This window comes from Azohydromonas australica DSM 1124 (assembly GCF_000430725.1).
In the GTDB taxonomy this organism is placed as follows: domain Bacteria; phylum Pseudomonadota; class Gammaproteobacteria; order Burkholderiales; family Burkholderiaceae_C; genus Azohydromonas; species Azohydromonas australica.
The window spans coordinates 112,106-135,944 of the sequence record NZ_KE387209.1; the positions used below are offsets into that span (position 1 = coordinate 112,106).

Genomic DNA, 23,839 nt, shown 5'->3' on the forward strand with positions numbered 1-23,839 from the left:
GCCTCGTTTTGATAATGCCAAGCATGCATACCCCAACATGGACGTGGCGTCCCTGCGGGAAGCCAACGCAAACATCAAGCGTGTCCCGGATATCGGTCAGATCGCCAGTCTCGAGGCGAACGATATGGCCAGACGGGAACTCGACGCCTTTGTCGAGCGCGTTGCACATCAGCATTCACACTGAAGGAAAAAACATGGCAAACGATGGATCGGACAGCTGGCTGGGCCTTGCCGGACGTGTCTGTGTCGTCACTGGGGCCGGCAGCGGCATAGGCGAAGGAGTGGCGCGCGAACTGGCATTGCTGGGGGCATATGTGGCCGTTCTTGATCGAGACGAGAAGTCCTCAGGCTCAGTGGCAGCCAGCATCCGTGGGGCCGGAGGGCAGGCCGTTGCGGTCGTTGCCGACGTGGCAGACGAATCGGCGGTAGCCGCAGCAGCTCAACTGGTGGCGAACGAACTTGGTCCTTGCCAAGTGCTCGTCAATAACGCCGCCCTCGTGAGCGGCAGCACCGGAGCGCTGATGACCGCTGACCTCGGATTGTGGAACCGCATGCTCGGTGTCAACCTGACCGGTGCACTGATATGCACACGTGCATTCGCGGCACAGATGGTTGCCATGGGCCACGGCGGCAGCATCGTCAACGTATCGTCGATTTGCGGCCACATGCCGCGCCCCTTGGGAGGCGCCTACAGCGTAAGCAAGGCGGGCCTGATGATGATGACGCGGATGCTGTCCCTCGAATTGGCGGAGCATCGCATCCGTTGCAATTCTGTCTCTCCCGCTTGGGTGCGCACGCCGGCCAGCGAGGCCATTTACAGCGACCCCGAAATCGGAGGAAAGCGCAGACAACTCGTTCCGGTTGGCCGGATCAGCGATCCGGTGGACTTGGCCAATGCGGTCGCGTTCTTGGCCAGCGACCGGGCCGGCTATGTCAACGGGCAAGACATCCTTGTCGATGGGGGCCTGACGCAGACCCTGCTCAACATGGTGCCGAAGCCCTCCCGCCCGATGACGCCGGACAAGCCATAGTCGCTTGAAGTGACCCGTGCCGCCCGGCGCGGGTCGGACGCTTCAGTGCTCACAGGCATCGCATTTCGTTTTCACGTTGACAGGGAATCGGGGTTTCTTATCAGTTGGGTGATCAAGTGAAGTTCTTGAGCGCGTCATAGCGACGCTGCCTCAGCATGCGCCCGTGTGCGGCATGCAAGAGTTGCCGTCAGTGGGAACTGTCGGCAGGCGATCTGTCACTCGCGGCCTGGGCACCCAATTTACTGAAGAACCTCTTGGATCGCAGCTGGATCCACCTGAATCTGAACGTTCGCACGCTCCTGTGGCAAGAGCATCGCCGTACGGCAGTCGCGATCGGTCCACCCGCGATTCGCGACTTGGCATTGCACACCTCGCGATGATGAACTGCCCGGGAATGCCAAGGTGGCATGGCCATGCGCGTTTCCCGGACCCAACGTGGACACCTCTCGGACTTTCCGATGACGCCATCAAGGGCCATCCACATTGACATCCCTCCACTTGGAGCACTACCATGTTAACGCATATACGATTTAGTGTTCCTATATGCGAACACCACGAACGTAGCCAAGTGACACCTGGGTCATGAGCCGCAAGGAGACAAGCATGCCGGTGGGATTCATCGACCTGGGCGTAACGGGCTCCGGGAGCTCGCGACACTCTTGCAAGGCCGGCTTTGATTTCGCCGTTCAGGGCCCGTGCGAGCAGAGCGCACAGCCGCACCATCGGGCGGTCAGCACAGCGCCAGCGGATGCGGCCGGCCCGCACGACACCGATGCCCGCAAGTGTGGCCGCGATGAGCTCGAACCCATCTGGCCGATGCCACTGCAAAATGAACGCGCCGGCGTCACCGTCCGCTCTTTGGTGGACGCCTTGCAGCCAATGCTCGAGCGCAAGTGACAGGACCGCTGATGGACCTGCCGCCCCGACCGGCTGCCAGCGCGTGGGGGCCGCTGCGCCATCGCATCTTCCGCATGCTCTGGCTCGCCTGGCTCACCGCCAACGTGTGCATGTGGATGAACGAGCTGGCGGCAGCCTGGTTGATGAGCACACTCTCCAATGATCCGGTGCTGGTGGCACTGGTGCGTACAGCCGCAACCCTGCCAGCATTCTTGCTGGCCCTTCCCAGCGGTGCCATGGCCGACATTGTTGACCGGCGCCGATGGTTCATCGCTACGCAACTGTGGGTCACCGTCGTCGCCACGCTGCTTGCAGCGGCGGTGTGGGCAGGGATCATTGGACCCACGGTGCTGCTCGTTTTCGTGCTGGCCTACGGAGCCGGGCTGGCCCTGCGCTGGCCGGTTTACTCCGCTATCGTCCCCGAGCTTGTGCCCAAGGAAGATCTCGCACGCGCCGTGGCACTCAACGGGCTGGCGGCCAATGCGGCCCGCACCATCGGCCCAATGGTTGCAGGAGCCCTGATGGCTTGGCTCGGCACGGGTTGGGTGTTTGCCTTGAACGCCGTGCTGTCGCTTGCATCGGCAGCGGTCATTGGGCAATGGCGGCCTGCACCGCGTACCAGCACGTTGCCCGTCGAGCGGTTTTTCGGCGCCATGCGCGTGGGTCTGCGGTACGCCGCCCAGTCGCCACCGCTGCGCGCTGTGCTTTGGCACAGCTTTGCGTTTTCCCTGCAAACGACCGCCCTGCTGGCGCTGCTGCCGCTGGTAGCCAAGAGTCTGGGTGGGGGCGAGACCACGTACACCCTGCTGATGGCGTCCATGAGCATCGGCGCGGTGGGCGCCGCCATGGTCTTGCCGCGCTGGCGCTCGCGCATCCGTCCACGATCGATGGTGCACGCCTGCGCGACCGTCTATGCCGCATCGGCCATGACTACAGCGTACGTTGCAAACACCCCCATTGCGCTGGTCGCAATGATTCCGTCGGGTGCAGCCTGGATGGCCGTGTCCAACGTGCTCGCAACGAGTGCCCAATTCGCATTGCAGGACTGGGTTCGGGCACGCGGGATGTCGATGTACTTGATGACGATCATGGGCGGCAGTGCAGCAGGCGCAGCACTGTGGGGTATCGTCGCTCGCTACACCGATGTACCCATCACCCTGGCCATCTCATCCGTCGTCGGCCTTGCACTGCTATGGGCCATTCGTCACCAGCACTTCAGCGACAACCCAACGGACGAGATGAAGCCGCTGGACCCAGCCGCGGAATGGGCCACGTACTCAACGTCGACGGCGCAGGTCGGGCCAGTGATGGTGACGATCGAATACCTGATCGATCCCGGTGACAGCAGCGAGTTTGCCGAGCTCATGCAGCACAGTCGCAGAGCTCGGCTGCGCGGTGGTGCCCTGTCCTGGGGGCTGCTCCAGATGGTTGACGACCCTTGCCGCTACGTTGAGTACTTCGTTGACGAGAACTGGGTGGAGCAAACCAGACGGCACCAACGACTCACCAAGGGTGACGCTCAGTTGCGCACTCGCCGGCGGTCACTGCACCGCGGCACAGTACCTCCGCGGGTAACGCGCTACGTGATGCAGACGACCCGTGGTTGAGCCGGGGATCGCGACCACGGTCCACACGCCGTGGACTGGATCCTGAGGCCCGACCGCATAAACCCTGATGTCATCTGCTCGTAAGCGCCCTACCATCTGTTCATAGCGCCGACATGTTGTTCGTATATATGAACAACACTTTTTCAACAGTGACGGGATGAATATGAAAGTAGGCTACATCGGTCTCGGCTCCATGGGAGCCGGCATGGCGCTGAACCTGCGCAAGGCAGGGCACGACGTTGTCGTTCATGACGTTCGCAAGGAACTTGCGGAGCCCCATCTTGCCGCCGGGTCGACCTGGGCCGAAACGATCAGCGACGTTGCTCGTTCGGCGCAGGTGGTCTTCACGTCGCTGCCGGGCCCCAAGGAAATGCAGGCAGTGGCTTTCAACCAGGGAGGGCTGCTTGACGCCATGCAGCCGGGCACCGTCTGGTTCGACGTGTCGACCAACTCGCCTACCGTTGTGCGCGAGACGGCGAAGCGCTTCGCGGAAAAAGGCATCGCCATGCTCGATGCACCGGTCAGCGGTGGGCCTGCCGGCTCGCGATCGGGCAAGCTGGCGATCTATGTCGGTGGCGATCGCGACGTTTTCGACCGGTACAAGCATGTGCTCGACGCGATCGGCGACGAGGTGATGTATGTCGGCTCAGTGGGCGCGGGCAACAGCGCGAAGCTCGTGCACAACTGCGCCAGCTTCTCGATCCGCCTGCTGATCGCTGAGGTGTTCACTCTCGGCGTCAAGGCGGGCGTCGAACCGGCCGAGCTGTGGCATGCGATGCGAATGGGGGCGGTCGGCCGCTCGCGCACCTTTGACCGCATCGGCGACCAGTACCTGCAGTCGAAGTACGACCCACCCTCCTTCACGGTCCGTCTGGCCCACAAGGACCTCACGCTTGGCCTTGAACTGGCCGAGCAACTCGGCGTGCCGATGAAGTTCACCGAGGCGGCGTTCCGTGACTTCAGCGAAGCGATCGAGCGCGGCTGGGCTGACGGCGACGCACGACTGCCCATGCAGCTCCAGAACGAGCGTGCCGACGTGACGATCAAGCTCACGGCGGAGCAGGTGAAGCAGACGCTGGCACGCGGCTGAACCATTTTTTCCTACCTTTGCAACCTGACATGGAGAACCACATGAGCGAGAACACCAAGGAAGCCGGCCGCAAGATCATGAACGAGCTGATGGGCGACGGATACGTCGAAGGCAAGGACAAGAAACGCAACGCCTTCAATTCCGCCCTGTTCGACTACTCCGAAGAGGTCTGCTTCGGCCGAACCTGGTCGCGCCCGGGCATCGATCGCAAGCTGCGCAGCATCCTCAACATCGCGATGCTGACCGCGCTGAACCGCCCGGCACAACTCGCACACCATGTCGAAGGCGCAATCAACAACGGTTGCACTCTCGAAGAAATTCGCGAGATCCTGCTGCACGCAGCCGTCTATTGCGGTCTGCCGTCCGCGGGCGAGGCCTTCCGCGTCGCCGAGGAAGTTCTGCGCGAGCGCAAGCTGATCAGCTGAAGCGAATCACATCGACACACGCGGAGAGGTCCCTTGCCATGCGCGCACAGTTAATGCGGCCCGTTAGACGCCTTGTGCTGATAGGAACGGTTGCACTTGCATCTGTGCTTGCCATAGGCGTGGGCCTCGCCTCGGACGCTGTTGCCCAGGCCTTTCCGTCCAAGCCGCTGCTGATCGTGGTACCGGCAGCGGCCGGGGGCAACCTCGACAACGTGACGCGCAATATTGCGCAGCGCCTGCAGGAGCAGCTCGGACAGCCCGTGGTGGTTGAGAATCGTCCCGGCGGCAACTACAACATCGCTGTCGATTTCGTGGCCAAGGCACCAGCCGACGGCTACACGTACCTTGCCATCGCAGATTCGTTTCTCTATTCACCAGCGATCGTGCGAACGGCCAGGTTCGACCCGCTGAAGGATTTCGTCGGTGTCAGCATGTACGCCTCGGTACCGCAGGTGCTGGTGGTCAATCCAGCCGTACCGGCCCAGTCCGTCAAGGAGTTGATCGCGCTGGCCAAGAAGCGCCCGGCAGAGCTCACCTACGGCTCTGCCGGGACCGGGTACAGCGGCCACATCGCGGCAGAGCTTTTCAGCTTGCAGGCAGGCATCAGCATGACGCACGTACCCTACAAGGGCAACGCGCCGGCGCTGGTTGATGTCATTGGTGGGCGCATCTCGATGCTGTTCGATACCGTCAGCACCTCGCTACCGCACATCAAGTCCGGCGCCGTCCGGGTACTGGGTGTCACGACCTCGGCTCGCTCCCAAGTTCTTCCCGACGTGCCGACGGTCAGCGAAGCCGGCCTGCCCGGCTACGAAGCCGCGATCTTCAATGGTCTTGTCGCACGCAGCGGAACACCTCCGGCGATCCTCAAACGCCTGAACGAAGCAGTTCGCAACGTAGTCCAGCAACAGGAGCTGCACAGCCGTTTCGAGGCGCAGGGCGTTGATCTGGTCGCCAGCGAGTCGCCCGAGCAGTTCACGAACTTCCTCAAGGCGCAGTCCGAGAAGTATGTCCAGGTGGTCAGGAAGGCCAACATCCGGGCCGATTGAACACGAGGTCCCCATGTGCATAACAGGTGTCATGCAAGGCATCGGCCGGAACACCATGATCCGAGGTCAGCGATCAATGCGGTCTGTCTTGAGCCTGCTCATGACCGCTGCGACGTCGCTGGCGGCGGCCCAGCATGTGCCCGCCCTGGACTATCCGAACAAGCCAATCAAGCTCATTCTGCCGACCACACCGGCCGGCAGCGTGGACACCGGCGCACGCCTGCTGGCCGACAAGCTCAGGGAGCGCCTTGGCAAGCCGGTCATCGTCGAGAACCGACCCGGTGCCAACACGATCATCGGAACCAACGCCGTCGCCAAGGCACAGCCCGATGGCTACACCCTGTTGTTCGTCTCGAGCTCGCACGTGCTGGTGCCCCTGGTCGCATCCAAGCTGCCCTACGACCCGATCAAGGACTTTGCCCCTGTGGGAACAGTGGCCTACACGCCCTTCGTAATGGTGACACATCCGTCGCTTCCGGTGAGCTCGGTGCGGCAGTTCATCACATACGCCCAGTCAAGGCCCGGCGAACTGAACTACGGCTCCTCCGGCGTAGGCCTGGGATCCCATATCGCGGGCGAAGTGTTCAGCGCCATGACCAAGGTGCGCATGCAGCACATCCCCTACAAGGGCGGTGGACAGGTCATGGCGGAGCTCATTGGCGGACAGGTGCAGGTCTCCTGGAATTCGGTCAGCGCCGTGGCACCGCATGTCAGGAGCGGGAAGCTCAAGGCGCTGGCAGTGTCCGCCGAGAGCCGTGTGGCCGCCCTGCCTGAGGTCCCGACCTTCGGCGAAGCGGGCCTTGCGGACTACCAGGAGAGGGCCTGGCTGGGCCTCTTTGCGCCCGCAGGCACTCCGAAACCCATTATCGACAAGCTGTCGGCGGAGATGACCGCGATCCTGAGCACACCCGGCATCAGGAACGCCCTCGAGGCACAGGGCCTGGTGCCGTTCATATCCACGCCCGAACAGTTCACGGCGCTGATCAAGAAGGAAACGGACGGTCTGGCGCCCATTGTGAAGGCGGCCAACATCCGCCTCGACAGCAACTAGCCGAATGCGGTGCGAGCCGGCATCGCAGCGGCGTCTTCATCTATCTCCAAGGGGACATCATGGCAACCAATCTGATTGTCAACGGACAGCGCAAGTCGGTCGACGCCGACGCGGACACGCCTTTGCTTTGGGTCCTGCGTGACCACCTCGGCATGACGGGCACGAAGTTCGGCTGCGGCATTGCGCAATGTGGTGCTTGCACCGTGCACATCGACAAGACCGCCGTGCGTTCATGCCAGGTGCCGCTGCAAGCGGTGGCGAACAAGCAGATCACCACCATCGAGGGGCTGTCGACAGACGGCTCGCATGCGCTGCAGAAGGTGTGGGTCGAGAACAACGTGGCCCAGTGTGGCTACTGCCAGTCCGGAATGCTGATGGCCGCCGCGGCGCTTCTGCGCAGCAATCCGCGGCCGACCGACGCCGACATTGACGCCCATGTGAGCAACATTTGTCGCTGCGGAACTTACCCGCGCGTGCGGGCCGCCATCCACAAGGCTGCACAGTCAATCAAAGCTTGAAGAGGAAAAACATGGGACACAACCGGAGACAGTTCCTGATCAGTGCAGCTGCGGTAGGCGGTGGCATGGCACTGGGCATCACCTGGTCCGCCGAGGCATCAGCCGCAGTCGGCTCCGTGAATCCTCAGCCGTGGGGTGGCCAGCCACGTGCCGCCAACACCACCGAGTATTCACCTTGGCTCACTATCGGACGCGATGGCCTCGTCACCGTACGCGTAACCGCGCCCGACCTCGGTAATGGCGTGATGACGCAGCAACTGATGACGGTGGCGGAAGAGCTGTATTGCGACTGGAACAAGCTGCGGGCCGAGTACGCTCCAGCCAATCGCAATTTCGTCGAAGGGCATGTCTATTCCAAGGAGATTGGTTACCTGACCTACTTCGGCCGCTCCACTGCGCCCAAGCGGATGGAGATCTTGCTGCAGGTCGCTGCCAGCGCGCGCGAGCGCCTGATGGCAGCCGCAGCTCGGACCTGGGGGGTGCCGCGTTCCGAGTTGCAAGTCAGGGATGGCGTCATCACGCATGTAAGCAGCAGGCGCAAGGCCAGCTTCGGCGAACTGGCGGAGACGGCAGCCACCATCCAACTCGATGCGGAGCCAACGCCCAAGCCGCACAAGGACTGGTGGTTCCTGGGCAAGGCCAGCCCGATCAAGGTGCAGCAACCCCAGATCGTCACTGGCAAAGCGGTCTACGGGATCGATGTGACCTTGCCCGACATGGTCTACGCCGCGCTGATGCAGTCGCCAGTGCAGGGTGGAAAGCTCAAGAGCTACGATTTCGAGAAGGTCCGCGGCATGCCTGGCGTGCTCGGTGTCGCGGTGGTCGATCCCACCGAGCCAAGGCCACAGGTGGATCCCAAGCTGCTGCCGTTCCCGGTCGGCCAGTCTGCCCCTCAGAGCGCTATCGCCGTGATCGCGGAGCACTACTGGCAGGCACGAAAGGCGCTGGAAGCGATGCCTGTGCAATGGGATGACGGCCCCGGCGCGCAATGGAAGACGCAGGACCAGATAGACAAGGCCCTGAACAGCGCCATCGAACAGGAAGGCGAGAAGACCGAGGTCAGCCGGGGCAATGCATTGGAGGCGCTGGAGAAATCAGCCAGGACCGTCGAGGCCGTTTACCACGCGCCGTTCGCTGACCACGTGACGATGGAGCCGCTCAACGGCACCGCGCTCGTCACGCCCGAGCGCGTTGACGTCTGGCATCCCACCCAGCAAGCGCAGCAGGGCCACATGATCGCGGCCCAGGAAACCGGGGTGCCGCCGGAGAAGGTCTTCATCCACCAGACTTTTGTCGGCGGGGGCTTCGGCCGCCGTGCGTACGGCAATGACCTGCGCATGGTGGTCGCGGTGGCGAAGAAGTATCCCGGCCGGCCGGTCAAGGTGATCTGGTCGCGCGAGGAGACGATGCGCCAGGGCCGCTATCGCCCCATCGAAACCGTCAAGCTGCGCGCAGGGCTGGACTCGAATGGTCTTCCATCAGCATTCCACGTGCGCGTGGCCGGTTCGCCTGGTTTTTACGTGCGCTACCTCAGCGATGGTCCGCTTTCCTCCGGCCTGGTCGACAACGTGCAAGTCGAGTCGCGGGTGGTGCCGCTGCACGTGATGGGCGGTCCCTACCGCGGACCCGGCATGAACGTCAACGCGTTTGCCACCGAGACCTTCATCGACGAGTGCGCCGTGGCTGCCGGCGTGGACCCGCTGGAATACCGGCTCAAGCTGTTCTCGAAGTGGCCCGATCCAGGCTGGACGCAGTGCCTGAAGGAAGTGGCGACCAAGGCGAAATGGGGGCGCAAGCTGCCAGTGGGTTGGGGCCAGGGCATTGCCATCGCCAACTGGGGCATGGGGGGCAAGCCACAGGCCGGCGTGACGCTGGCAGCCGTCGTGACCGTCGAGGTGAGCAAGCAGGGCCTGGTCCGCGTCGACTCGATCGACATTGCACTCGACCCAGGTCGTGTCGGGTACCCGGACGGCATCGTCTCCCAGATGGAAGGCGGCGCCATCTTCGCGCTCAACTCGGCGCTCAACGAGCGACTCACCGTCCAGGACGGGCGCATCGTCGAGGGCAACTACCACGAGTACCCGATGCTGCGGATCGCTGACGCCCCGAGGCGCATCAACGTGCATTTTGGGGGCGTTTCCGGTCATGAGCGCATGGCAGAGATCGGAGAGTCCCCGATGGGAGCCGTTCCCCCGGCCCTGGGCAACGCGATCTTCGCTGCGACCGGCAAGCGCCTGCGCTCCATGCCGTTCCGCATGCACGACCTCAGTTGGTCATGAGGCAAACAGAGCAGTCCGCACCCTCCACCACACTATTCAGAAGCACCATTCCAAGACACCGTATGAAGTTCATCTCCCACCTCCCGGTGGCGGCATGCGCCGCCCTGCTCCTGGCAACGACGGCCCACGCCCAGTCCGACGAAGACCTCAAGCGCGACGGTGGAGGCGCCAACGTCCTGACCTATGGCATGGGCTATGGCCAGCAACGCTACTCGACGCTTGACCAGATCAACAAGCGCAACGTCGGCAAGCTCAAGGCGGCTTGGTCACTTTCGCTCGAGAACGACTTCGGCGAGCAGGCGCAGCCGATCGTGCAGGACGGCGTCATGTACGTGAGCAATCCCAAGTGGACTGTCGCGATTGACGCCGTGACGGGCAAGCAGCTGTGGCGTACCGCATCGGAATTCGATGCCGATACTGCGCGCGTGGTGTGCTGCGGTGTTTCCAACCGAGGGGTCGCGCTGTACAAGGACATGGTGCTGCGCGGGACCCTGGATGCCCATCTTGAGGCCCTGGACAAGAAGACGGGCAAGCGGATCTGGAAGACCAAGGTCGTCGACTGGAAGGAAGGCTACTCGATCACCGGCGCGCCCGTGGTAGCCAACGGCGTCCTGATCACCGGCATCTCGGGTGGCGAGTTCGGTGTCCGCGGGTTCCTGGCCGGCTTCGATCCGGCAACGGGCAAGGAGCTCTGGCGTCGCCACACCACGGCTGCACCGGAGGAAAAGGGTGGTGAGACCTGGGGTGTCGAAGGTGCCTACAAGACCGGTGGCGCATCCACCTGGATCACCGGTTCGTACGACCCGGACCTGGACCTGGTGTACTGGGGCACCGGCAACGCAGCCCCCTGGAACCCCAAGCAACGGGGAGGCGACAGCCTCTTCACCTGCTCGGTGATCGCGGTACGGCCCACAACCGGTGAGCTGGTCTGGCACTACCAGTTCACGCCCGCAGAGCTGTATGACTACGACGCGGTGGGCGAGATGATCCTGGGCGATCTTCCGATCGACGGGAAGAAGCACAAGGTAGTGATGCAGCTCAACAAGAACGGCTTTGCCTATGTGCTCGACCGGGCCAATGGCAAGCTGCTGGCGGCCAATCCGTTCGGCCGCGTCAATTGGGCCAGCAAGATCGATCTCCAGACCGGCCGGCCCGTGGAGTCCGAAGTCACCAAGGCAGTGCTTGCGGGCGAGAGTCCCAAGGTCTGGCCGAGTGCGATCGGCGTGAAGCCATGGGCGCACGCGGCGTTCGACCCGAACAAGCGCGTGCTCTATGCCAACACCGTCAACATGTGGATGACGTACAACATTGGCGGCGTGACGGGTGAACACAAGCCCGGCCAGCGCTGGACGGGTTACCGGGATCTGAGCATGGAGAAGGAGCCGGGAGAGCCGTGGGGCTACATGGAAGCGATCGACCCGTTGAGCGGCAAGCCCAAGTGGAGGGTGCCGCTTGAGGACCAGACGCACTGGTCGTCGATGATGGCAACGGCCGGTGGACTGGTCTTCACGGGGCGCGAGACCGGCGAGTTCATCGCACTGGATGCCGACACCGGAAAGCAGCTCTGGCAGTTCACCACCTCCTCCGGGATCAACGCCAACCCCGTCACCTGGAGCTACAAGGGCAAGCAGTACGTGACCGTGCTCTCGGGGATCGGCGGCGTCGGCGCCCGTCGAAACGGCGACGTCGTCAAGAACGTCCCCAAGGGCGGTTCGGTGTGGACTTTCGCGCTGCAAGACTGAGCCTGCCCACGATCACCATGAACATGCACGTCTTCCCGCATTTCCTTCGCTGCCTGGTGGCCGGCGCCAGCGTATGGGCATGCACGGCGTACGGGCAACCCGCCGGCACGTCGTTCCCCGCGGAACACATTGCTTTGGGGGCCAAGCTCTACGCCGACAACTGCGAGTCATGCCACGGGCCCCGCATGAAAGCACCGGGCGGTGAGGTCTTCGACCTGCGCACCTTTCCGGCGGACCAGCGCAGCCGCTTTGTCGAGTCGGTCAGCAACGGCAAAAGAAACATGCCCCCGTGGCGCAGTTTGTTGAGCCAGGAGGAGATCGGCTTCCTGTTCGCGTACGTCGTGGCCGGCGAACGGCCATGAATCCCAAGCGGCCGATGAGCGGTACAGCTTGATCCCACTCGCCCGCACAGATCATCTGGGCGGGCCATCGAGGATAGCCAGGCAGCACCCCCACTGCCCGGCCCTTGACCGCCGTCGTCTGCTCTACGTTACCTTCGGATCGCCGGCGTCTCCACCGGCAAGCCACGGCCCAGCCACTTCACGAACAGCTCGAGGTCGACGTATTCCTGGGATCCGTAGACATAGGGCTCGGCACGTACCGCTTCGTTGCACCATGCAAACATCCGGTGCGTGGATCCCATCGTCTGCCAGAGCTGCCGGTACACCGGATGTCCGTTGATTTGCCCCTGGCTGATGAGCTCGCCACGCAACCGCGAACCGGCATGCTGCTGATGGCACTGGGCACAAGACAGACCCAGCTGGCCTCGCTGCTGGTAGTACGCCGTGCGCCCCCGCTCGTAGCTCTGAGCCGCCAGTCCGTCAATCTTGACGGTAACGGGCAGGCCGCGAGATTGACGGCCTATCAAGGCCGCGATGGCCAACAACTCCTGCGATTCATAGGCAAATGGCGTTGCCTGCTGGTGCTTGACGCGGCATGCATTGATGCGCTGCTCCAGGTTGATCACGCGCTGCCGCACTGCATCATAGGCGGGATAGCGTGCTGCAACGCCGCGCATCGCCTGCACAGGGCCATGGCAGCCAACACACGATTTGCCGTTGCTTTCAGCGACCGACCACAGCCGCTGTCCCTGCTCAACCCACAGCATGCCCAGATTGGAGAACTCGTCGTCCTGTTGCGCGCGTGTGTCTGCCGAAAGATAGGTATAGCCGGAGCGGCGCCCCTCGATCGAGTACATCGGTAGGTCCTGGGCCGCGACGCGGGCCGCCGTTGCGGCCAGCACGAGCACTGCAAATGCGGCAAGATCGCAACGCCGCCTCATTCGACTTCGATGCGCGCATGCGCCGTCGTCACGTTTCCATCGTCGTCATGCCACTGGAACTCGAGCGTGCCTGTCTCTGTCGCGACCGTATGGAAACTGAGCTGCGGGTTGGCTGCCATACCGGTTCCTAGCCGGGCCCGGAACACCTCTTCGCCGTTGTACCGGCAGATAAAGGTATGGATGAGGTGCACCGGAATGCGCGTGCCCTGAGTATCGAACCGGTAGCCGTTCTCCATGGGATGCATCACCATGCAACGGATCTGGATCACCTCGCCGCGCTTGGCTTTCTCGGGCACCTTGACCCGCGCGTTGCGTTCCTGCATTAGTACCTCACTGTCAGCGACTCGCAGGCCCCGATGGTCACGGTCACGTTCACGCGCTGGGTCCACCAGCTTCCGTCGTTCATCTGCGCGTACACCGCCACGTACTGGCTGTCGCTGAGGCGGATGTAGGTTTCGACTTCAGCTTTCCCGGACCTCGGACCCAGCGTGAAGCTGGCCACCCACGGCCGCGGGTTGCGCTCGGCCACCACGTGCACCAAGCGCACATGATCGTCAACCGTCATGGGGCTCTGGACACGCACAGTCAGCGGCACCGAATTGCCGCTTTCCGCAATTTCAGGCAAGCCGATGAAGATTCGGCCGTTTTGGGGCTGGCCGTTGCCGATCAACCGTTGCACGGTGGCCGCGGCAGCTTCTTCGTCGCGGGGCGGCTCGGCGGCTGACGCTCTCTCCTGAGCCCTCGCCCGGTGGGCTCCGAGCAATGCCAGCAGCAGCATCGCGCGGCGCGTGAGCCATGGTTCAGGCCGCCGTGGCCCTCGGTCCATTTCGGTCGATTTCAATGTACTTCCTGGCATCTGTTCGGCCTTCCGGCAAGCATGATCGCCCGGCTGGTCGTTTGGCAACCGGCATCGTGGATGCGCTCAACGCAGCGTCATCAGGTAGGCGACCACGTCCTCTACCTCCTGCGCCTGCAGCATAGGCCGGTTGACATACCTCGCAGCGACGCGGTGTAGACCATGAACCTTGTAATAAGCCGGCATGATGCCGTCCGGGTTCAACCTCCTCGCGTCCACGATGCGCAGTCGCAACTGCGCTTCGGTGAGCCGACTGCCCACGCCATCCAATGCCGGTCCTATGTTGCCGAACACAGGAACCTCGGGCATCGGTAAATGGTGGCAAATCGTGCAGTTGCCCTGGGCGGAAGTTGCCGTGATGGCACGGCCGCGACGCGCGTCACCCTGCACTGTGGTGAGCGGCCTTGGAATGCCATCGCCCACGACGCGATACTTTGCGATGCCGGACGGGGGCTGCTCGGCATGAGCGGCTGCCGTGGCGGCCAGCCAGCCGGCCACCGCCGCGGCGAGCGGCATCCACCGGCCTCGAACCAAGACTTCCCGCAAGCTCAGGCGAACATGTCGTTCCATATGTTGTGCGCCCACGCCTGCGCGTACACGCCCTCGATCTCACTGCGCTGTGCAGACAGGCCGCCGGCTCCGGCCACCGGTACGAGGGTCTTCTGTGCGTTGTCATAGCGGTGAACCGAAGCCACGTGCATCGCCTCACGATCACTCACGAAGCTGTAGCAGGTATTGGCGATCACGACGTCCACGCTGGGCTGACGGCCGCTCATGATCTCGACGATTGCCGCTGCAGCAATCTTGGCATGCTGATTGGCCATATGGCCGGACTTCGGCATCGCAGACGCGGCCTGCGTGGCATCGCCGAGCACGTGGATGCCGGGATGCACGGTGGACTCCATCGTCATCCAGTCGACGCCACACCAGCGGCTGTTGGCGTTGGCCAGTCCCGTGGTACGGCAGATGTCTCCAGCACGCATCGGCGGCAGGACGTTGAGCACGTCGCCGCGGATCGAGTCGAAGTCGGTATGCACGCTGCTCGACGCAGGTGTGACACGCTTCACCTCGGTGCCTGGCCGGTATTCCAGGATGCTGCCGTACAACTCGCTCCACGCGGCCTTGAACAGTGCCCCCTTGGACACCACATCCTCGTTGGCGTCGAGCACGATGACCTTCGAGCGCGGCTTCTCGCGCTTGAAGTAGAACGCGACCTGGCTGGCCCGCTCGTAAGGGCCAGGCGGGCACCGATAGGGTGCCCGCGGAATCGACAGCACGTAGACACCGCCATTGGGCATGCTCTCGAGCCGGCGACGCAAGGCAACCGTCTGCACCCCTGCCTTCCACGCATGCAGCACAAGGTCCGGGGCGGCTACGGAAAGTCCCTCGATTTCCTCCACCATGAAGTCGACGCCAGGCGACATGATCAACCTGTCGTAGCTCAGTTCATCGCCGCCACTGCGCAACCGCAGCATCCTCTTGCCCGGGTCAATGGCGGTGACCTCGTCGTGGCGAACCTGCACACCGTGCGCGCGCAATCCCCGGTAGTCGCGTGTGAGGTCAGCCATTGACCGGGTTCCGCCGAGGACCAGGTTGGACATCGGGCACGAAACGAAGGCCGAATCGCGCTCGACAAGGATCACCTCGATGCGGCCGCCGGACCACATCCTCAAGTACTTGGCCGCGGTCGCACCGCCAAACCCGCCTCCGATGACCACGACACGTCCAAGCGCCCGCCCCGGCGCAGCAGGGCCTCCTGCGCAACCGGCCAGTGACAACCCCGCCAGCGTGCTTCCCAGCCCCGGAGCGACCGCGCCGGCGACCGCGCAATGAAGGAAGATGCGTCGCGTTCGATGCGTCACGTTCGTCACCGGTCGCGCCCTTGCGCTAAGTAGGCCGCTACAGCCCGGATCTGCTCGTCGCTGTACCCCTTGGCCAGTTGTTGCATGACGGTGGCTGGCCGCATGCCGGCGCGGAACTCTTTCAGTGCAGCCTCGAGTGCCGAGGCCGGCTGCCCTGCCAGCGACGGTATGACACCGGCGCTGATGCCGTCGGTGCCGTGACAGGCGGCACAGCCAGCCGCCATGTTGCGTCCCAGATTCCGGTCCGCGGCCTGAACTGGCACGGCAAGCAATGCAGCCGCAAAGGCTGCGACAACCCGCCACGGTCGCTGCCCTGGCGCCGGTGGCGAGCCGGGCACACCCGAAGCGATGCTCGAGTGCATAAGCAAGGATCGACTCCTCACAACGTCAATTTTCAATGAGAGCTCCTCAGCCGCCCAGCCTCAAGGAAGCCGCGCAACAGCACAGTTACAGCAGCGTGAGCCCCATGGATCCGGCCCATCGCACCAGACGACCGTGGCGGACAGGCCGGCTGGGCCGGGCAGCGACCGCCAGGCGCTGGTCTTGTGCTCGGACAGTTCGCCCAGGGCAACGCGGGACAGATCGGGACTGGCAACAGCCGTTCACAGTACCCGCGACCGCCTCCCCATTGGGCATCAATGGTGCGAGTACATGGCATGCCCTGGCGCAGGACCCTTGGCCGAGAAGATCATTGAGCCGCGCCCGTGCAGATCCCAGCCGACGATCAGAAGTTCACGCGAGCCGGGCTTGATAGCCAGGCTTGTGCATTGCAGGAAGTGGCCGTCTTCGCGTCCGGGCAGCAGGATCTGGCCAATGGGCATGCCGAAAGGGCTGAAAACGAGAATGCGCCCTTGGCGCTGCATCGCGACGTACACATTGCCGGCCGAGTCGGTACGCATCGAATCGGGCGCCCGGCCGACAAAGTGGTACGGCACCATCGAGCCCGACCGGGCGATGTCACCGGGCGCCTTGAGGTCCATCCGGTGCAGGCGGTTGGCGAAGTACTCGGTTGCCCACAACACTTTGCCATCCGGGCTGAGTGCCACGCCGTTGGCGCCGCACATCCGCGGCAGGACAGGCTTGACCGTCTGTTGGTCGGGCGCCACGTAGTAAAGCCCGCCGGCAGGATCGGTAGCGGTCCCACGGAAATCCGTGAAGTAAAGCCCCCCTTCCTGGTCAAATGTGACGTCATCCACCACGTGTCCCAGCTCGGGCGCAACGATCGTCTGCCTGTTGGTGCCGTCGGCACTCAAGGCAATCACCGACCCCTTGGCAAAACGGCCGTCCTGGTCGATTGATCCAACGGACGCCACGAAGATGCGGCCGTCCTTGTGAACGGCGATACCGGCAGGATGAAGGTTCTCCTCGGTGTAGACGACGCTCAATTCGCGGTCAGGCGAGAGCCGCAGGATTCGGCCGTTGTAGATGTCCACAAACAGCAAGCTACCGTTCCGATCAAAGGCCAGGCCTTCCATGGACGTGCCCACGTCGCAGACCTTGAAGTACGGTTCGGCGACGGCTGTGGGCAGGTCGCGCTCCCAGATGGGGATCGGCACCAGCCCCCGCGTGGCATCGGTGTAGGACAGGGTGTTGCTCACGGCGGCGGTGCTCATGGTGTCGGACATTGGTAATGAGTCGATCGAGTGCCCGGTTCGGTTCCAGGCAACTGCAACGTCAACAGGTCAGTGCAGTTCGTATATGGGAACTTAAGATCGTTCTTATGAATAGATCCTAGGAATTCTGACAACCACCTGCCATTGGCGTTTCTACGGGTGTCGTCCAGGAGCCAGAATCACCCCCTTGTCTGCTCAGGATGTTGAAGCTGCCCCGCCCGCGCACCGCTTGCAGGCTCGAGAGTGCGACCGATGTCGTTGTCCATGCTCCAGCACAAAGACCTGCTCAACGATATGGGCGCGCTGCCGACTTACCGCGCGGTAGCGGAAGAGTTGCCACGGGCAGCTTTTCAGCGCAGTACTTGGCATCGCCCTTCCTGTGGGCCGTCGCAGGCAGCGCCGTGGCAGGGCTGGCGCTGCGCTGGCTCGTGCAGCAGTGCCGGAACGAGTGGTGCACATGCCTTGCCGCCATCGCCGGGCAGCTCGTGACCTCCTTGAGCGCTTGGCTGCTGGCCCCGTGCAGCTGACGCTTTGCGGAACAAGGCCTGAATGTGTTGACCGCCTTCAGTCCCGTCAGGCACGCTGCGTTTGCTGCGGAACGACACCGTTTGGTTGCCAAGTGGCCACTCCGACGGGTGAGGAAGTCAGCATCAGCCGCCTGGACTTTGCGGGCGCTCCTCAGCGACTAACGCTGGGCAGCGGCCTGCACCGCAGGCGAGGACGGTTTGAGTATCAGCACGCACAGGAGGCTGCCCAGACCTGATAGAGCGATCACCCCGCCCATGGGCCAGGGCGTGCCATCGGCAAGCGCTCCGACCAAGGCCGAGCCCAGGATGCCACTGCCGTACTGGATTGCCCCGATCAGGGCCGATACGGAGCCGGCGTGCGCAGGAAAGCTGGCAAGGGCTCCGGTGATCGAGTTGGCAACGATGAAGCCCGTGGCCGCGACAAACACGAACAGCGGCGCAACCAGTCCCGCCATGCCGCCCCACTCCGTTCGGGCGTCGATGGCCACAAGCACGCCAGCAACGCTCGCCACCACTGTTCCTGCAGCCATCAGACGGTCACCACCGTACTTCGACACGAGCCGTGCATTGAGCAGATTGGTGGCCATGATCCCGGAGATGCCCAGCGCGAACACCAGCCCGTAGTGCTGCGCGGACAAGTGGTGGTACGCAATGTAGGCGAACGGGGTGCCAGCGACGTAGGCGTACATGCCAGCGTAGAAGAATCCTCCCACGCCGGCGTAGCCCAGCAGCCGTCGTTGCTGGAGCAGCTTGGCGTAGCGGCCGACAGCATGCCTGAGCGCCTCTTGGCTGCGGCGGTTCCGGGGCAGTGTCTCGGGCAGCATGTACACCGCCACCAGCGTCACCAGGCCGACTCCGACGAGCGTCCAGAAGATGGCGGGCCAGGACGACACTTGGAGGATCAATCCACCTGCGCTGGGCCCCACCAGCGGTGCGATGGCCATCACCGTCATGAGCGTGGACATCATCTGCGCAGCACGGTGGCCTTCAAAGATGTCGCGGACCATGGCCCTGGCCAGTACAACGCTGGCACAAGCGCCTGAGGCCTGGACGACGCGCCATCCGATCATGGTGGCGGCATCCCTGGACAGCGCGCACCCTGCCGACCCGATGACGAACAGCACGAGACCGATCGCGATGGGCAAGCGGCGGCCGTACCTGTCGCCGATGGGTCCCCAAAAAAGCTGCCCCAGGCTGAAACCGATCAGGTATCCGGAAACCGTCAGTTCAAGGGTCCCGGCGTCGGCGTGCAAAGCCGCCTGCATGGCCGGCATGGCGGGCAAGTAGAGATCGGTCGAGATCGACGCGAACGCCATCAGCGCGCTCAGCGTTGCCAGGACCCACAGGCCACGAACGGGCGTCTGGTGCCGCACGTGGTCAGAGGCATCCCGATCTGCAGGACGGGCTGGGATCACCTTGGAAGGCGCGCGGAACTGGACACTGCACGCTTGCTCACGCGGCCTCATTGCTGAACTCCATGGTGAAGGGCTGCACTGGCGGGGACGCCGTCGTGCAAGGAGAGCTCATTTGCCGGCACGCGCTGCCAGCTGCGGCGGATACCGGTCGCCTTCCACCTTGATGCGGGACAATGTGTCATGGATTTGCGTGAGCTCCTGAGCGCTCAACTCAATGCTGGCGGCGCCCAGGTTTTCCTCCAATCGGGCAAGCTTGGTCGTGCCGGGAATCGGCAGAATCCAGGGCTTTTGTGCCAGTAGCCAAGCCAGCGCAATCTGAGCCGGCGTGGCCTGCCTGGCCGATGCAATGGTTGCCAGTAACTGCACCAGCGCTTGATTGGCCGCGCGAGCCTGCTGCGAAAAGCGCGGCACGATGTTGCGGAAGTCATCCTTTGCAAAGGATGTGCTTGCATCAATCTTTCCGGTCAGGAAGCCCTTGCCCAGCGGACTGAACGGCACGAAGCCGATGCCCAGTTCCTCCAGCGTGGGCAGGATCTGCTGCTCCGGTTCACGCCACCACAGCGAGTACTCGCTCTGCAGCGCCGCCACGGGCTGTACTGCGTGAGCTCGGCGAATCGAAGTCACGCTCGCTTCGGACAGCCCAAAATGCCTGACCTTGCCCTGTGCGATGAGGTCCTTGACGGTGCCGGCCACGTCTTCCATCGGCACGTTCGGATCGACGCGATGCTGGTAGAACAGATCGATGCGGTCCGTCTTTAGCCGCTTGAGCGCGGCGTCAGCCACCGCGCGAATGCGCTCGGGACGGCTGTCCTGGCCCTTCGTGGCGTCGCCGTCCTGGAAGCCGAACTTGGTAGCGATGACAACACGGTCGCGCATGGGCGCCAGCGCCTCGCCGACGATTTCCTCGTTGGTGAACGGTCCGTAAGCTTCGGCGGTATCAAAGAAGGTGACGCCTCGCTCCACGGCGTCGCGCACCAACCTGATCGCTTCGGGCTTGTCGAGTCCCCGGCCATACGCGTAGTTCAGGCCCATGCAGCCAAAGCCGATGGCTGAGACTTCCAGTCCACCGCAGCCAAGTTTGCGTGTTTGCATTGCCATGCCCTTGCTGATGTAGTGCTGACAGGCAAACACTGTAGGGTTCGTGGCAGTCGGCGACTAGCCGGCATCGGCTTGAACGAGAAGCAAGCAAGGCTTGATAAAAGGCTGATCGCAATACGGTGTAGCGGCCGATGGGCCAGTGCGCCTCCCGAGCATGGCGCCTGCCGGATTCAATGGCGAGCGTGCGCCTTTCGGCCCGCGGCTTCTGCGTTCTTGAGCTCGATTTCCGTCATCACAAAGGCTGGATTGCCGGCCAGACGTTCGATGGCCAAGTCGATGAAGGCACGCGCGCGGGCGGGCTGCGCGGTACGGTTGCCGTAGTACAGGAACACGCCCAAGTGATCAGCAACGTGCTGAGTCAGCAGCGGCACCAGGCGGCCTGAGCGGATATGCGCGGCAGCGCTCATGCTCATGAGTTGGCCAACGACGCGTCCGCTGAGCACAGCTTCGAGCTCCATGTCGATGTCGTTGGTGCACAGCGCAGGCGCTACCTCGTGGGCAATGACTTCATCGTCGATCTTGACGTGCCAGGGCAGCAGTTTGCCCGTTCCCGGCTGGCGGAACACGCCGCAGCGGTGGGACGCCAAGGCGTACAAGTTGTCCGGCACGCCATGGTGGCTTAAGTACGCGGGGGCGGCACAGATGATCAACTGCAACGGAAACAGCCGGCGTGCGATCAACCCTGCGGCTAACGACAGCCCGATGCGAAACCCGACATCGACGCGGTCCTGGACCCAGTCGCCGATGCGATCATCCAGGAACACGTCCGGCTGCACTTCGGGATACAGGGTGCAGAACTCGTCTATGACCGGCCACAGCAGGGACACAAATGCCGAGTGCGGACCGACAATGCGCAGTGGCCCTGCGATGTCGTCCTTTGCCTGGCGCACCGTCTGCAATGCGCGCTGCAGGGCCGTTAACGCCGGCTGGGCCGTTTCCAGGAATCGCTGCCCTTCGTCCGTGAGCGCGATGCTGCGCGTCGTGCGGTGAAACAGCCGCACACCCAGGTGCTGTTCCAGCTGCGCCAGCGCCTGGCTGGCAGCCTGCGGCGTCATGCTCTGGGCTTGCGCGGCTCGCCTGAGGCTGCCGAGTTCTGCTGCTTTGACGAAGGTGGCGATGGAACGGAGTTCGTTAATGGGCATGGCAGGGCTCCTATTCCTAGATTATCAACAGCGGCTTGCCAATGTTTCAAGGAATAGCCGGTTAGTTTTACCTTGGCGAGATCAATACAGTGCCACTGGAGAACAGTCTCGTCCGGTTGCATCCGACAACGCAGCGGCGGACCGGCGCGCGTCTATAGGGAGCCTTTCACTGCATCGGCCCCCACTCGACCTTGGTCAGAGGCCTGGGGCAAATTCACGAGTTTTACGATACAAGTCAACGGACACAGCCGCGTCCTCGATGTCGATGGGGATACGCCGCTGCTGTGGGCCTTGTGCGACATGCTTGGCATGACCGGCACCAAGTTCGGTTGCGGGGCGGGGCTGTACGGGGCCGGCGCCTGGATGTCGACTTCGGCACTCAGGCCGTGCGCATTGGCCAGCAGGTGATCGGACCGGTCAAGGTGATCTGGAGCCGCGAGGAAGACATCCAGCACAGCACCTACCGGCCTTACCACTACAACCGCTTGAGCGCGACGCTCGACACTGCGGGGCGGCCCGTGGCCTGGCACCACCGCGTCACTGGGTCATCAGAGATGGCCCGCTGGGCTCCGGCCATGTTCACCAACGGGATCGACCGCGACGCGGTGCGCGACGCGGCCGGGCCCTACGAGTTTTCCAACGTCTTGGTCCAATACGTGCGACAGGACCCGCCGCCAGGGCTGCTCACGGATCCATGGCGCGGCGTCGGCCATATGCAGAACGCCTACCCCGCGGAGTGCTTCCTCGACGGGCTGGCGCATGCCTCGAACACCGATCCGGTGAGCTTGCGCAAGGCCCTGCTGGACAAGCATCCCCGCGGCAAGCGCGTGCTGGATCTGGTGGCGGAGAAAGCGGGATGGGAACGGCCACTGGCACCGGGCAAGGGACGCGGTTTGGCATTCACGCTGGCATTCGGCACCTACGCTGCCCAGGTGGCCGAGGTCAGTGTGGATGCCCAGGGCAACGTGCGAGCCGACCGGATCGTCACCGTCGTCGACTGCGGCCAGATCGTATCCCCCCGCACGGTGGAGGCGCAGGTGCAGGGAGGCACCGTATTCGGCTTGTCGGCGGTGCTTTTCGGCAATATCTCGATCAAGAACGGACGCGTCGAGCAGTCGAACTTCCATGACTACCGCGTCCTGCGCATGAACGAGATGCCGGTGATGGAAACCTACTGCGTGCCGAGCACCGAAGATCCCGCGGGTATCGGCGAGGTGGCCACCGTGCTGGCGACGCCCGCGATTGTCAATGCGATCGTCAAGGCTACCGGCCAGCGCATCAGGCAGCTGCCGATGAACGCCGCCGAGCTGAAAGCTGCGTGAGCCCGGCATCAACGGTTATGGAGTGCCCACCATGCGCAACAACATCCTCGGCAAGGTCGTCGTCATCACCGGAGCCAGCAGCGGCCTGGGCGAGGCAACTGCCCGCCACCTGTCGGCGCAAGGTGCCGTCGTGGCGATGGGTGCGCGCCGCAGTGATCGCATCGAGTCGCCGACCCGGGAGATCATTGAAAGCAGCGGCAAGGCCATTGCCGTGCCCACGGACGTGACGGAGCGTGGCCAGGTACAGCATCTCGTCGAGGCCGCGGTACAGGCCTTTGGACGCATCGACGTCATGATCGACAATGCCGGCCTGATGCCGCATTCACCGCTGGAACGCTTGAAGGTTGAGAACTGGGATCGGATGATCGATGTAAATCTCAAGGGCGTGTTGTACGGCATTGCCGCAGCGCTGCCCCACATGCAGCGGCAGAAGTCCGGCCACATCATCAATATTTCCTCGGTAGCCGGTCACAAGGTTCGCCCGGGCAGCGCCGTGTACGCGGCGACCAAGCATGCGGTGCTGGCGCTGTCCGAAGGGCTGCGGCAGGAGGGCAAGCCGTACAACATTCGCACCACGGTCATCTCGCCGGGCGCCATCGCCACTGAACTCCCGAACAGTGCGACCGAGCCCGACGTTACCCAAGGACTTCGCGATTTCCATGAGTCTTTCGCCATTCCCACCGATTCGTTCGCGCGGGTGGTTGCCTCCGCCATCAGCCAGCCCGACGACGTTGACGTGAACGAAATCCTCTTCCGTCCGACACGGCAGGAGCTCTGACAGCCGTGGAGCCATCTACGCCTAGGTCCAGGCGATCGCCGAGGTTCTGCCGCTTGACCTGAACAGTCAACCTCACGCCGGGATGCATGGCGCACGATGGAGCTTTGGCTTCGAGTTGGCCGCTGCGGAGTTGGAGGTGACTGCAGCGCGGGATACAGGACCACCCGGTCCCTGGAGCGCCGCGACCCCGCGATGGCGAGATGGCGAGATGGCGCGGCAACGCAAAGCGGTCCCTGGTCTGACGTGCCCATTCGT

Annotated in this window: 24 protein-coding genes; 14 read left to right on the forward strand and 10 right to left on the reverse strand. The window is 63.6% G+C overall.

Going from position 1 to position 23,839, the window contains the following annotated elements:
- Nucleotides 1-37: 37 nt before the first annotated feature.
- The 12 genes from H537_RS53620 (at nucleotide 38) to H537_RS0130940 (ending at nucleotide 12,051) form a co-directional block, all read left to right on the forward strand.
- The gene (locus H537_RS53620; protein ID WP_156902043.1) at nucleotides 38-184 is read left to right on the forward strand and encodes a hypothetical protein; all 147 of its coding nucleotides are present in this window, start codon (nucleotides 38-40) and stop codon (nucleotides 182-184) included.
- A 10-nt stretch (nucleotides 185-194) separates the two neighbouring features.
- A complete protein-coding gene (locus H537_RS0130890) occupies nucleotides 195-1,031 on the forward strand; it encodes an SDR family NAD(P)-dependent oxidoreductase (RefSeq protein WP_029000968.1) in 837 nt (278 codons plus the stop codon).
- Nucleotides 1,032-1,634: 603 nt separating this feature from the next.
- Complete coding sequence (locus H537_RS0130895; protein WP_043460781.1) at nucleotides 1,635-1,928, forward strand: hypothetical protein; 294 nt, start codon at nucleotides 1,635-1,637, stop codon at nucleotides 1,926-1,928.
- 11 nt (nucleotides 1,929-1,939) lie between these two features.
- The gene (locus tag H537_RS0130900; RefSeq protein ID WP_029000970.1) at nucleotides 1,940-3,535 is read left to right on the forward strand and encodes an MFS transporter; all 1,596 of its coding nucleotides are present in this window, start codon (nucleotides 1,940-1,942) and stop codon (nucleotides 3,533-3,535) included.
- A 157-nt stretch (nucleotides 3,536-3,692) separates the two neighbouring features.
- The gene (locus tag H537_RS0130905) at nucleotides 3,693-4,625 is read left to right on the forward strand and encodes an NAD(P)-dependent oxidoreductase (protein ID WP_211235113.1); all 933 of its coding nucleotides are present in this window, start codon (nucleotides 3,693-3,695) and stop codon (nucleotides 4,623-4,625) included.
- A gap of 41 nt (nucleotides 4,626-4,666) precedes the next feature.
- Nucleotides 4,667-5,050, forward strand: a complete 384-nt coding sequence (locus tag H537_RS0130910) for a carboxymuconolactone decarboxylase family protein (RefSeq protein ID WP_029000972.1) — start codon at nucleotides 4,667-4,669, stop codon at nucleotides 5,048-5,050.
- 119 nt (nucleotides 5,051-5,169) lie between these two features.
- A complete protein-coding gene (locus tag H537_RS0130915) occupies nucleotides 5,170-6,099 on the forward strand; it encodes a tripartite tricarboxylate transporter substrate binding protein (protein WP_051243744.1) in 930 nt (309 codons plus the stop codon).
- Between the two features lie 100 nt (nucleotides 6,100-6,199).
- Nucleotides 6,200-7,150 (forward strand): Bug family tripartite tricarboxylate transporter substrate binding protein, encoded by a 951-nt coding sequence (locus tag H537_RS0130920; RefSeq protein ID WP_043460782.1) that lies wholly within the window; start codon nucleotides 6,200-6,202, stop codon nucleotides 7,148-7,150.
- A 59-nt stretch (nucleotides 7,151-7,209) separates the two neighbouring features.
- A complete protein-coding gene (locus H537_RS0130925) occupies nucleotides 7,210-7,668 on the forward strand; it encodes a (2Fe-2S)-binding protein (RefSeq protein ID WP_029000975.1) in 459 nt (152 codons plus the stop codon).
- 65 nt (nucleotides 7,669-7,733) lie between these two features.
- Complete coding sequence (locus tag H537_RS0130930; protein WP_169517122.1) at nucleotides 7,734-9,947, forward strand: xanthine dehydrogenase family protein molybdopterin-binding subunit; 2,214 nt, start codon at nucleotides 7,734-7,736, stop codon at nucleotides 9,945-9,947.
- 62 nt (nucleotides 9,948-10,009) lie between these two features.
- Nucleotides 10,010-11,689 (forward strand): PQQ-dependent dehydrogenase, methanol/ethanol family, encoded by a 1,680-nt coding sequence (locus tag H537_RS0130935; RefSeq protein ID WP_043460783.1) that lies wholly within the window; start codon nucleotides 10,010-10,012, stop codon nucleotides 11,687-11,689.
- A gap of 17 nt (nucleotides 11,690-11,706) precedes the next feature.
- On the forward strand, nucleotides 11,707-12,051 hold the full coding sequence (locus H537_RS0130940; protein WP_084151062.1) for a c-type cytochrome: 345 nt from the start codon (nucleotides 11,707-11,709) through the stop codon (nucleotides 12,049-12,051).
- A gap of 128 nt (nucleotides 12,052-12,179) precedes the next feature.
- On the opposite strand, the gene soxA is transcribed toward H537_RS0130940, so the two are convergent.
- The 10 genes from soxA to H537_RS0130995 form a co-directional block, all read right to left on the reverse strand.
- Nucleotides 12,180-12,887: a sulfur oxidation c-type cytochrome SoxA gene (soxA, locus tag H537_RS0130945; RefSeq protein WP_169517123.1), complete on the reverse strand. Its 708-nt coding sequence runs from the start codon at nucleotides 12,885-12,887 to the stop codon at nucleotides 12,180-12,182.
- 80 nt (nucleotides 12,888-12,967) lie between these two features.
- Nucleotides 12,968-13,294 (reverse strand): thiosulfate oxidation carrier complex protein SoxZ, encoded by a 327-nt coding sequence (gene soxZ, locus H537_RS0130950; RefSeq protein ID WP_043460785.1) that lies wholly within the window; start codon nucleotides 13,292-13,294, stop codon nucleotides 12,968-12,970.
- Nucleotides 13,294-13,749 (reverse strand): thiosulfate oxidation carrier protein SoxY, encoded by a 456-nt coding sequence (locus H537_RS46500; RefSeq protein WP_051243746.1) that lies wholly within the window; start codon nucleotides 13,747-13,749, stop codon nucleotides 13,294-13,296. Before H537_RS46500 ends, soxZ begins: the two co-directional genes overlap by 1 nt.
- Nucleotides 13,750-13,893: 144 nt before the next feature.
- Nucleotides 13,894-14,343, reverse strand: a complete 450-nt coding sequence (soxX, locus tag H537_RS0130960) for a sulfur oxidation c-type cytochrome SoxX (protein ID WP_043460874.1) — start codon at nucleotides 14,341-14,343, stop codon at nucleotides 13,894-13,896.
- A 32-nt stretch (nucleotides 14,344-14,375) separates the two neighbouring features.
- The gene (locus H537_RS0130965; RefSeq protein WP_051243817.1) at nucleotides 14,376-15,668 is read right to left on the reverse strand and encodes an FCSD flavin-binding domain-containing protein; all 1,293 of its coding nucleotides are present in this window, start codon (nucleotides 15,666-15,668) and stop codon (nucleotides 14,376-14,378) included.
- A gap of 26 nt (nucleotides 15,669-15,694) precedes the next feature.
- Complete coding sequence (locus tag H537_RS46505; protein WP_084151064.1) at nucleotides 15,695-16,051, reverse strand: c-type cytochrome; 357 nt, start codon at nucleotides 16,049-16,051, stop codon at nucleotides 15,695-15,697.
- 273 nt (nucleotides 16,052-16,324) lie between these two features.
- The gene (locus tag H537_RS0130975) at nucleotides 16,325-17,314 is read right to left on the reverse strand and encodes an SMP-30/gluconolactonase/LRE family protein (RefSeq protein WP_064736076.1); all 990 of its coding nucleotides are present in this window, start codon (nucleotides 17,312-17,314) and stop codon (nucleotides 16,325-16,327) included.
- Between the two features lie 673 nt (nucleotides 17,315-17,987).
- Entirely contained in the window at nucleotides 17,988-19,295 is a 1,308-nt protein-coding gene (locus tag H537_RS0130985) for a multidrug effflux MFS transporter (RefSeq protein WP_084151065.1), read from the reverse strand.
- 57 nt (nucleotides 19,296-19,352) lie between these two features.
- Nucleotides 19,353-20,336 carry an aldo/keto reductase gene (locus H537_RS0130990; RefSeq protein ID WP_029000985.1) on the reverse strand — a complete coding sequence of 328 codons (984 nt, stop codon included), beginning with the start codon at nucleotides 20,334-20,336 and terminating at the stop codon, nucleotides 19,353-19,355.
- A 176-nt stretch (nucleotides 20,337-20,512) separates the two neighbouring features.
- A complete protein-coding gene (locus tag H537_RS0130995) occupies nucleotides 20,513-21,484 on the reverse strand; it encodes a LysR family transcriptional regulator (protein ID WP_029000986.1) in 972 nt (323 codons plus the stop codon).
- Between the two features lie 386 nt (nucleotides 21,485-21,870).
- Between H537_RS0130995 and H537_RS46510 the strand changes: the two genes are divergently transcribed.
- Both H537_RS46510 and H537_RS0131005 read left to right on the forward strand, forming a co-directional pair.
- The gene (locus tag H537_RS46510; protein ID WP_051243748.1) at nucleotides 21,871-22,806 is read left to right on the forward strand and encodes a xanthine dehydrogenase family protein molybdopterin-binding subunit; all 936 of its coding nucleotides are present in this window, start codon (nucleotides 21,871-21,873) and stop codon (nucleotides 22,804-22,806) included.
- 31 nt (nucleotides 22,807-22,837) lie between these two features.
- Nucleotides 22,838-23,584, forward strand: coding sequence for an SDR family oxidoreductase (locus tag H537_RS0131005; protein ID WP_029000987.1), 747 nt, complete (start codon nucleotides 22,838-22,840; stop codon nucleotides 23,582-23,584).
- The last annotated feature ends 255 nt before the right edge of the window (nucleotides 23,585-23,839 follow it).

Excerpts from the sequence above, each read along its gene's own strand:
- H537_RS53620 (WP_156902043.1), top strand. The coding sequence starts at position 38 with ATGGACGTGGCGTCCCTGCGGGAAGCCAACGCAAACATCAAGCGTGTC.
- H537_RS0130890 (WP_029000968.1), top strand. The coding sequence starts at position 195 with ATGGCAAACGATGGATCGGACAGCTGGCTGGGCCTTGCCGGACGTGTC.
- H537_RS0130895 (WP_043460781.1), top strand. The coding sequence starts at position 1,635 with ATGCCGGTGGGATTCATCGACCTGGGCGTAACGGGCTCCGGGAGCTCG.
- H537_RS0130900 (WP_029000970.1), top strand. The coding sequence starts at position 1,940 with ATGGACCTGCCGCCCCGACCGGCTGCCAGCGCGTGGGGGCCGCTGCGC.
- H537_RS0130905 (WP_211235113.1), top strand. The coding sequence starts at position 3,693 with ATGAATATGAAAGTAGGCTACATCGGTCTCGGCTCCATGGGAGCCGGC.
- H537_RS0130910 (WP_029000972.1), top strand. The coding sequence starts at position 4,667 with ATGAGCGAGAACACCAAGGAAGCCGGCCGCAAGATCATGAACGAGCTG.
- H537_RS0130920 (WP_043460782.1), top strand. The coding sequence starts at position 6,200 with ATGACCGCTGCGACGTCGCTGGCGGCGGCCCAGCATGTGCCCGCCCTG.
- H537_RS0130925 (WP_029000975.1), top strand. The coding sequence starts at position 7,210 with ATGGCAACCAATCTGATTGTCAACGGACAGCGCAAGTCGGTCGACGCC.
- H537_RS0130930 (WP_169517122.1), top strand. The coding sequence starts at position 7,734 with ATGGCACTGGGCATCACCTGGTCCGCCGAGGCATCAGCCGCAGTCGGC.
- H537_RS0130935 (WP_043460783.1), top strand. The coding sequence starts at position 10,010 with ATGAAGTTCATCTCCCACCTCCCGGTGGCGGCATGCGCCGCCCTGCTC.
- H537_RS0130940 (WP_084151062.1), top strand. The coding sequence starts at position 11,707 with ATGAACATGCACGTCTTCCCGCATTTCCTTCGCTGCCTGGTGGCCGGC.
- soxA (WP_169517123.1), bottom strand. The coding sequence starts at position 12,887 with ATGTACTCGATCGAGGGGCGCCGCTCCGGCTATACCTATCTTTCGGCA.
- soxZ (WP_043460785.1), bottom strand. The coding sequence starts at position 13,294 with ATGCAGGAACGCAACGCGCGGGTCAAGGTGCCCGAGAAAGCCAAGCGC.
- H537_RS46500 (WP_051243746.1), bottom strand. The coding sequence starts at position 13,749 with ATGCTGCTGCTGGCATTGCTCGGAGCCCACCGGGCGAGGGCTCAGGAG.
- soxX (WP_043460874.1), bottom strand. The coding sequence starts at position 14,343 with ATGCCGCTCGCCGCGGCGGTGGCCGGCTGGCTGGCCGCCACGGCAGCC.
- H537_RS46505 (WP_084151064.1), bottom strand. The coding sequence starts at position 16,051 with ATGCACTCGAGCATCGCTTCGGGTGTGCCCGGCTCGCCACCGGCGCCA.
- H537_RS0130975 (WP_064736076.1), bottom strand. The coding sequence starts at position 17,314 with ATGTCCGACACCATGAGCACCGCCGCCGTGAGCAACACCCTGTCCTAC.
- H537_RS0130985 (WP_084151065.1), bottom strand. The coding sequence starts at position 19,295 with ATGAGGCCGCGTGAGCAAGCGTGCAGTGTCCAGTTCCGCGCGCCTTCC.
- H537_RS0130990 (WP_029000985.1), bottom strand. The coding sequence starts at position 20,336 with ATGCAAACACGCAAACTTGGCTGCGGTGGACTGGAAGTCTCAGCCATC.
- H537_RS0130995 (WP_029000986.1), bottom strand. The coding sequence starts at position 21,484 with ATGCCCATTAACGAACTCCGTTCCATCGCCACCTTCGTCAAAGCAGCA.
- H537_RS0131005 (WP_029000987.1), top strand. The coding sequence starts at position 22,838 with ATGCGCAACAACATCCTCGGCAAGGTCGTCGTCATCACCGGAGCCAGC.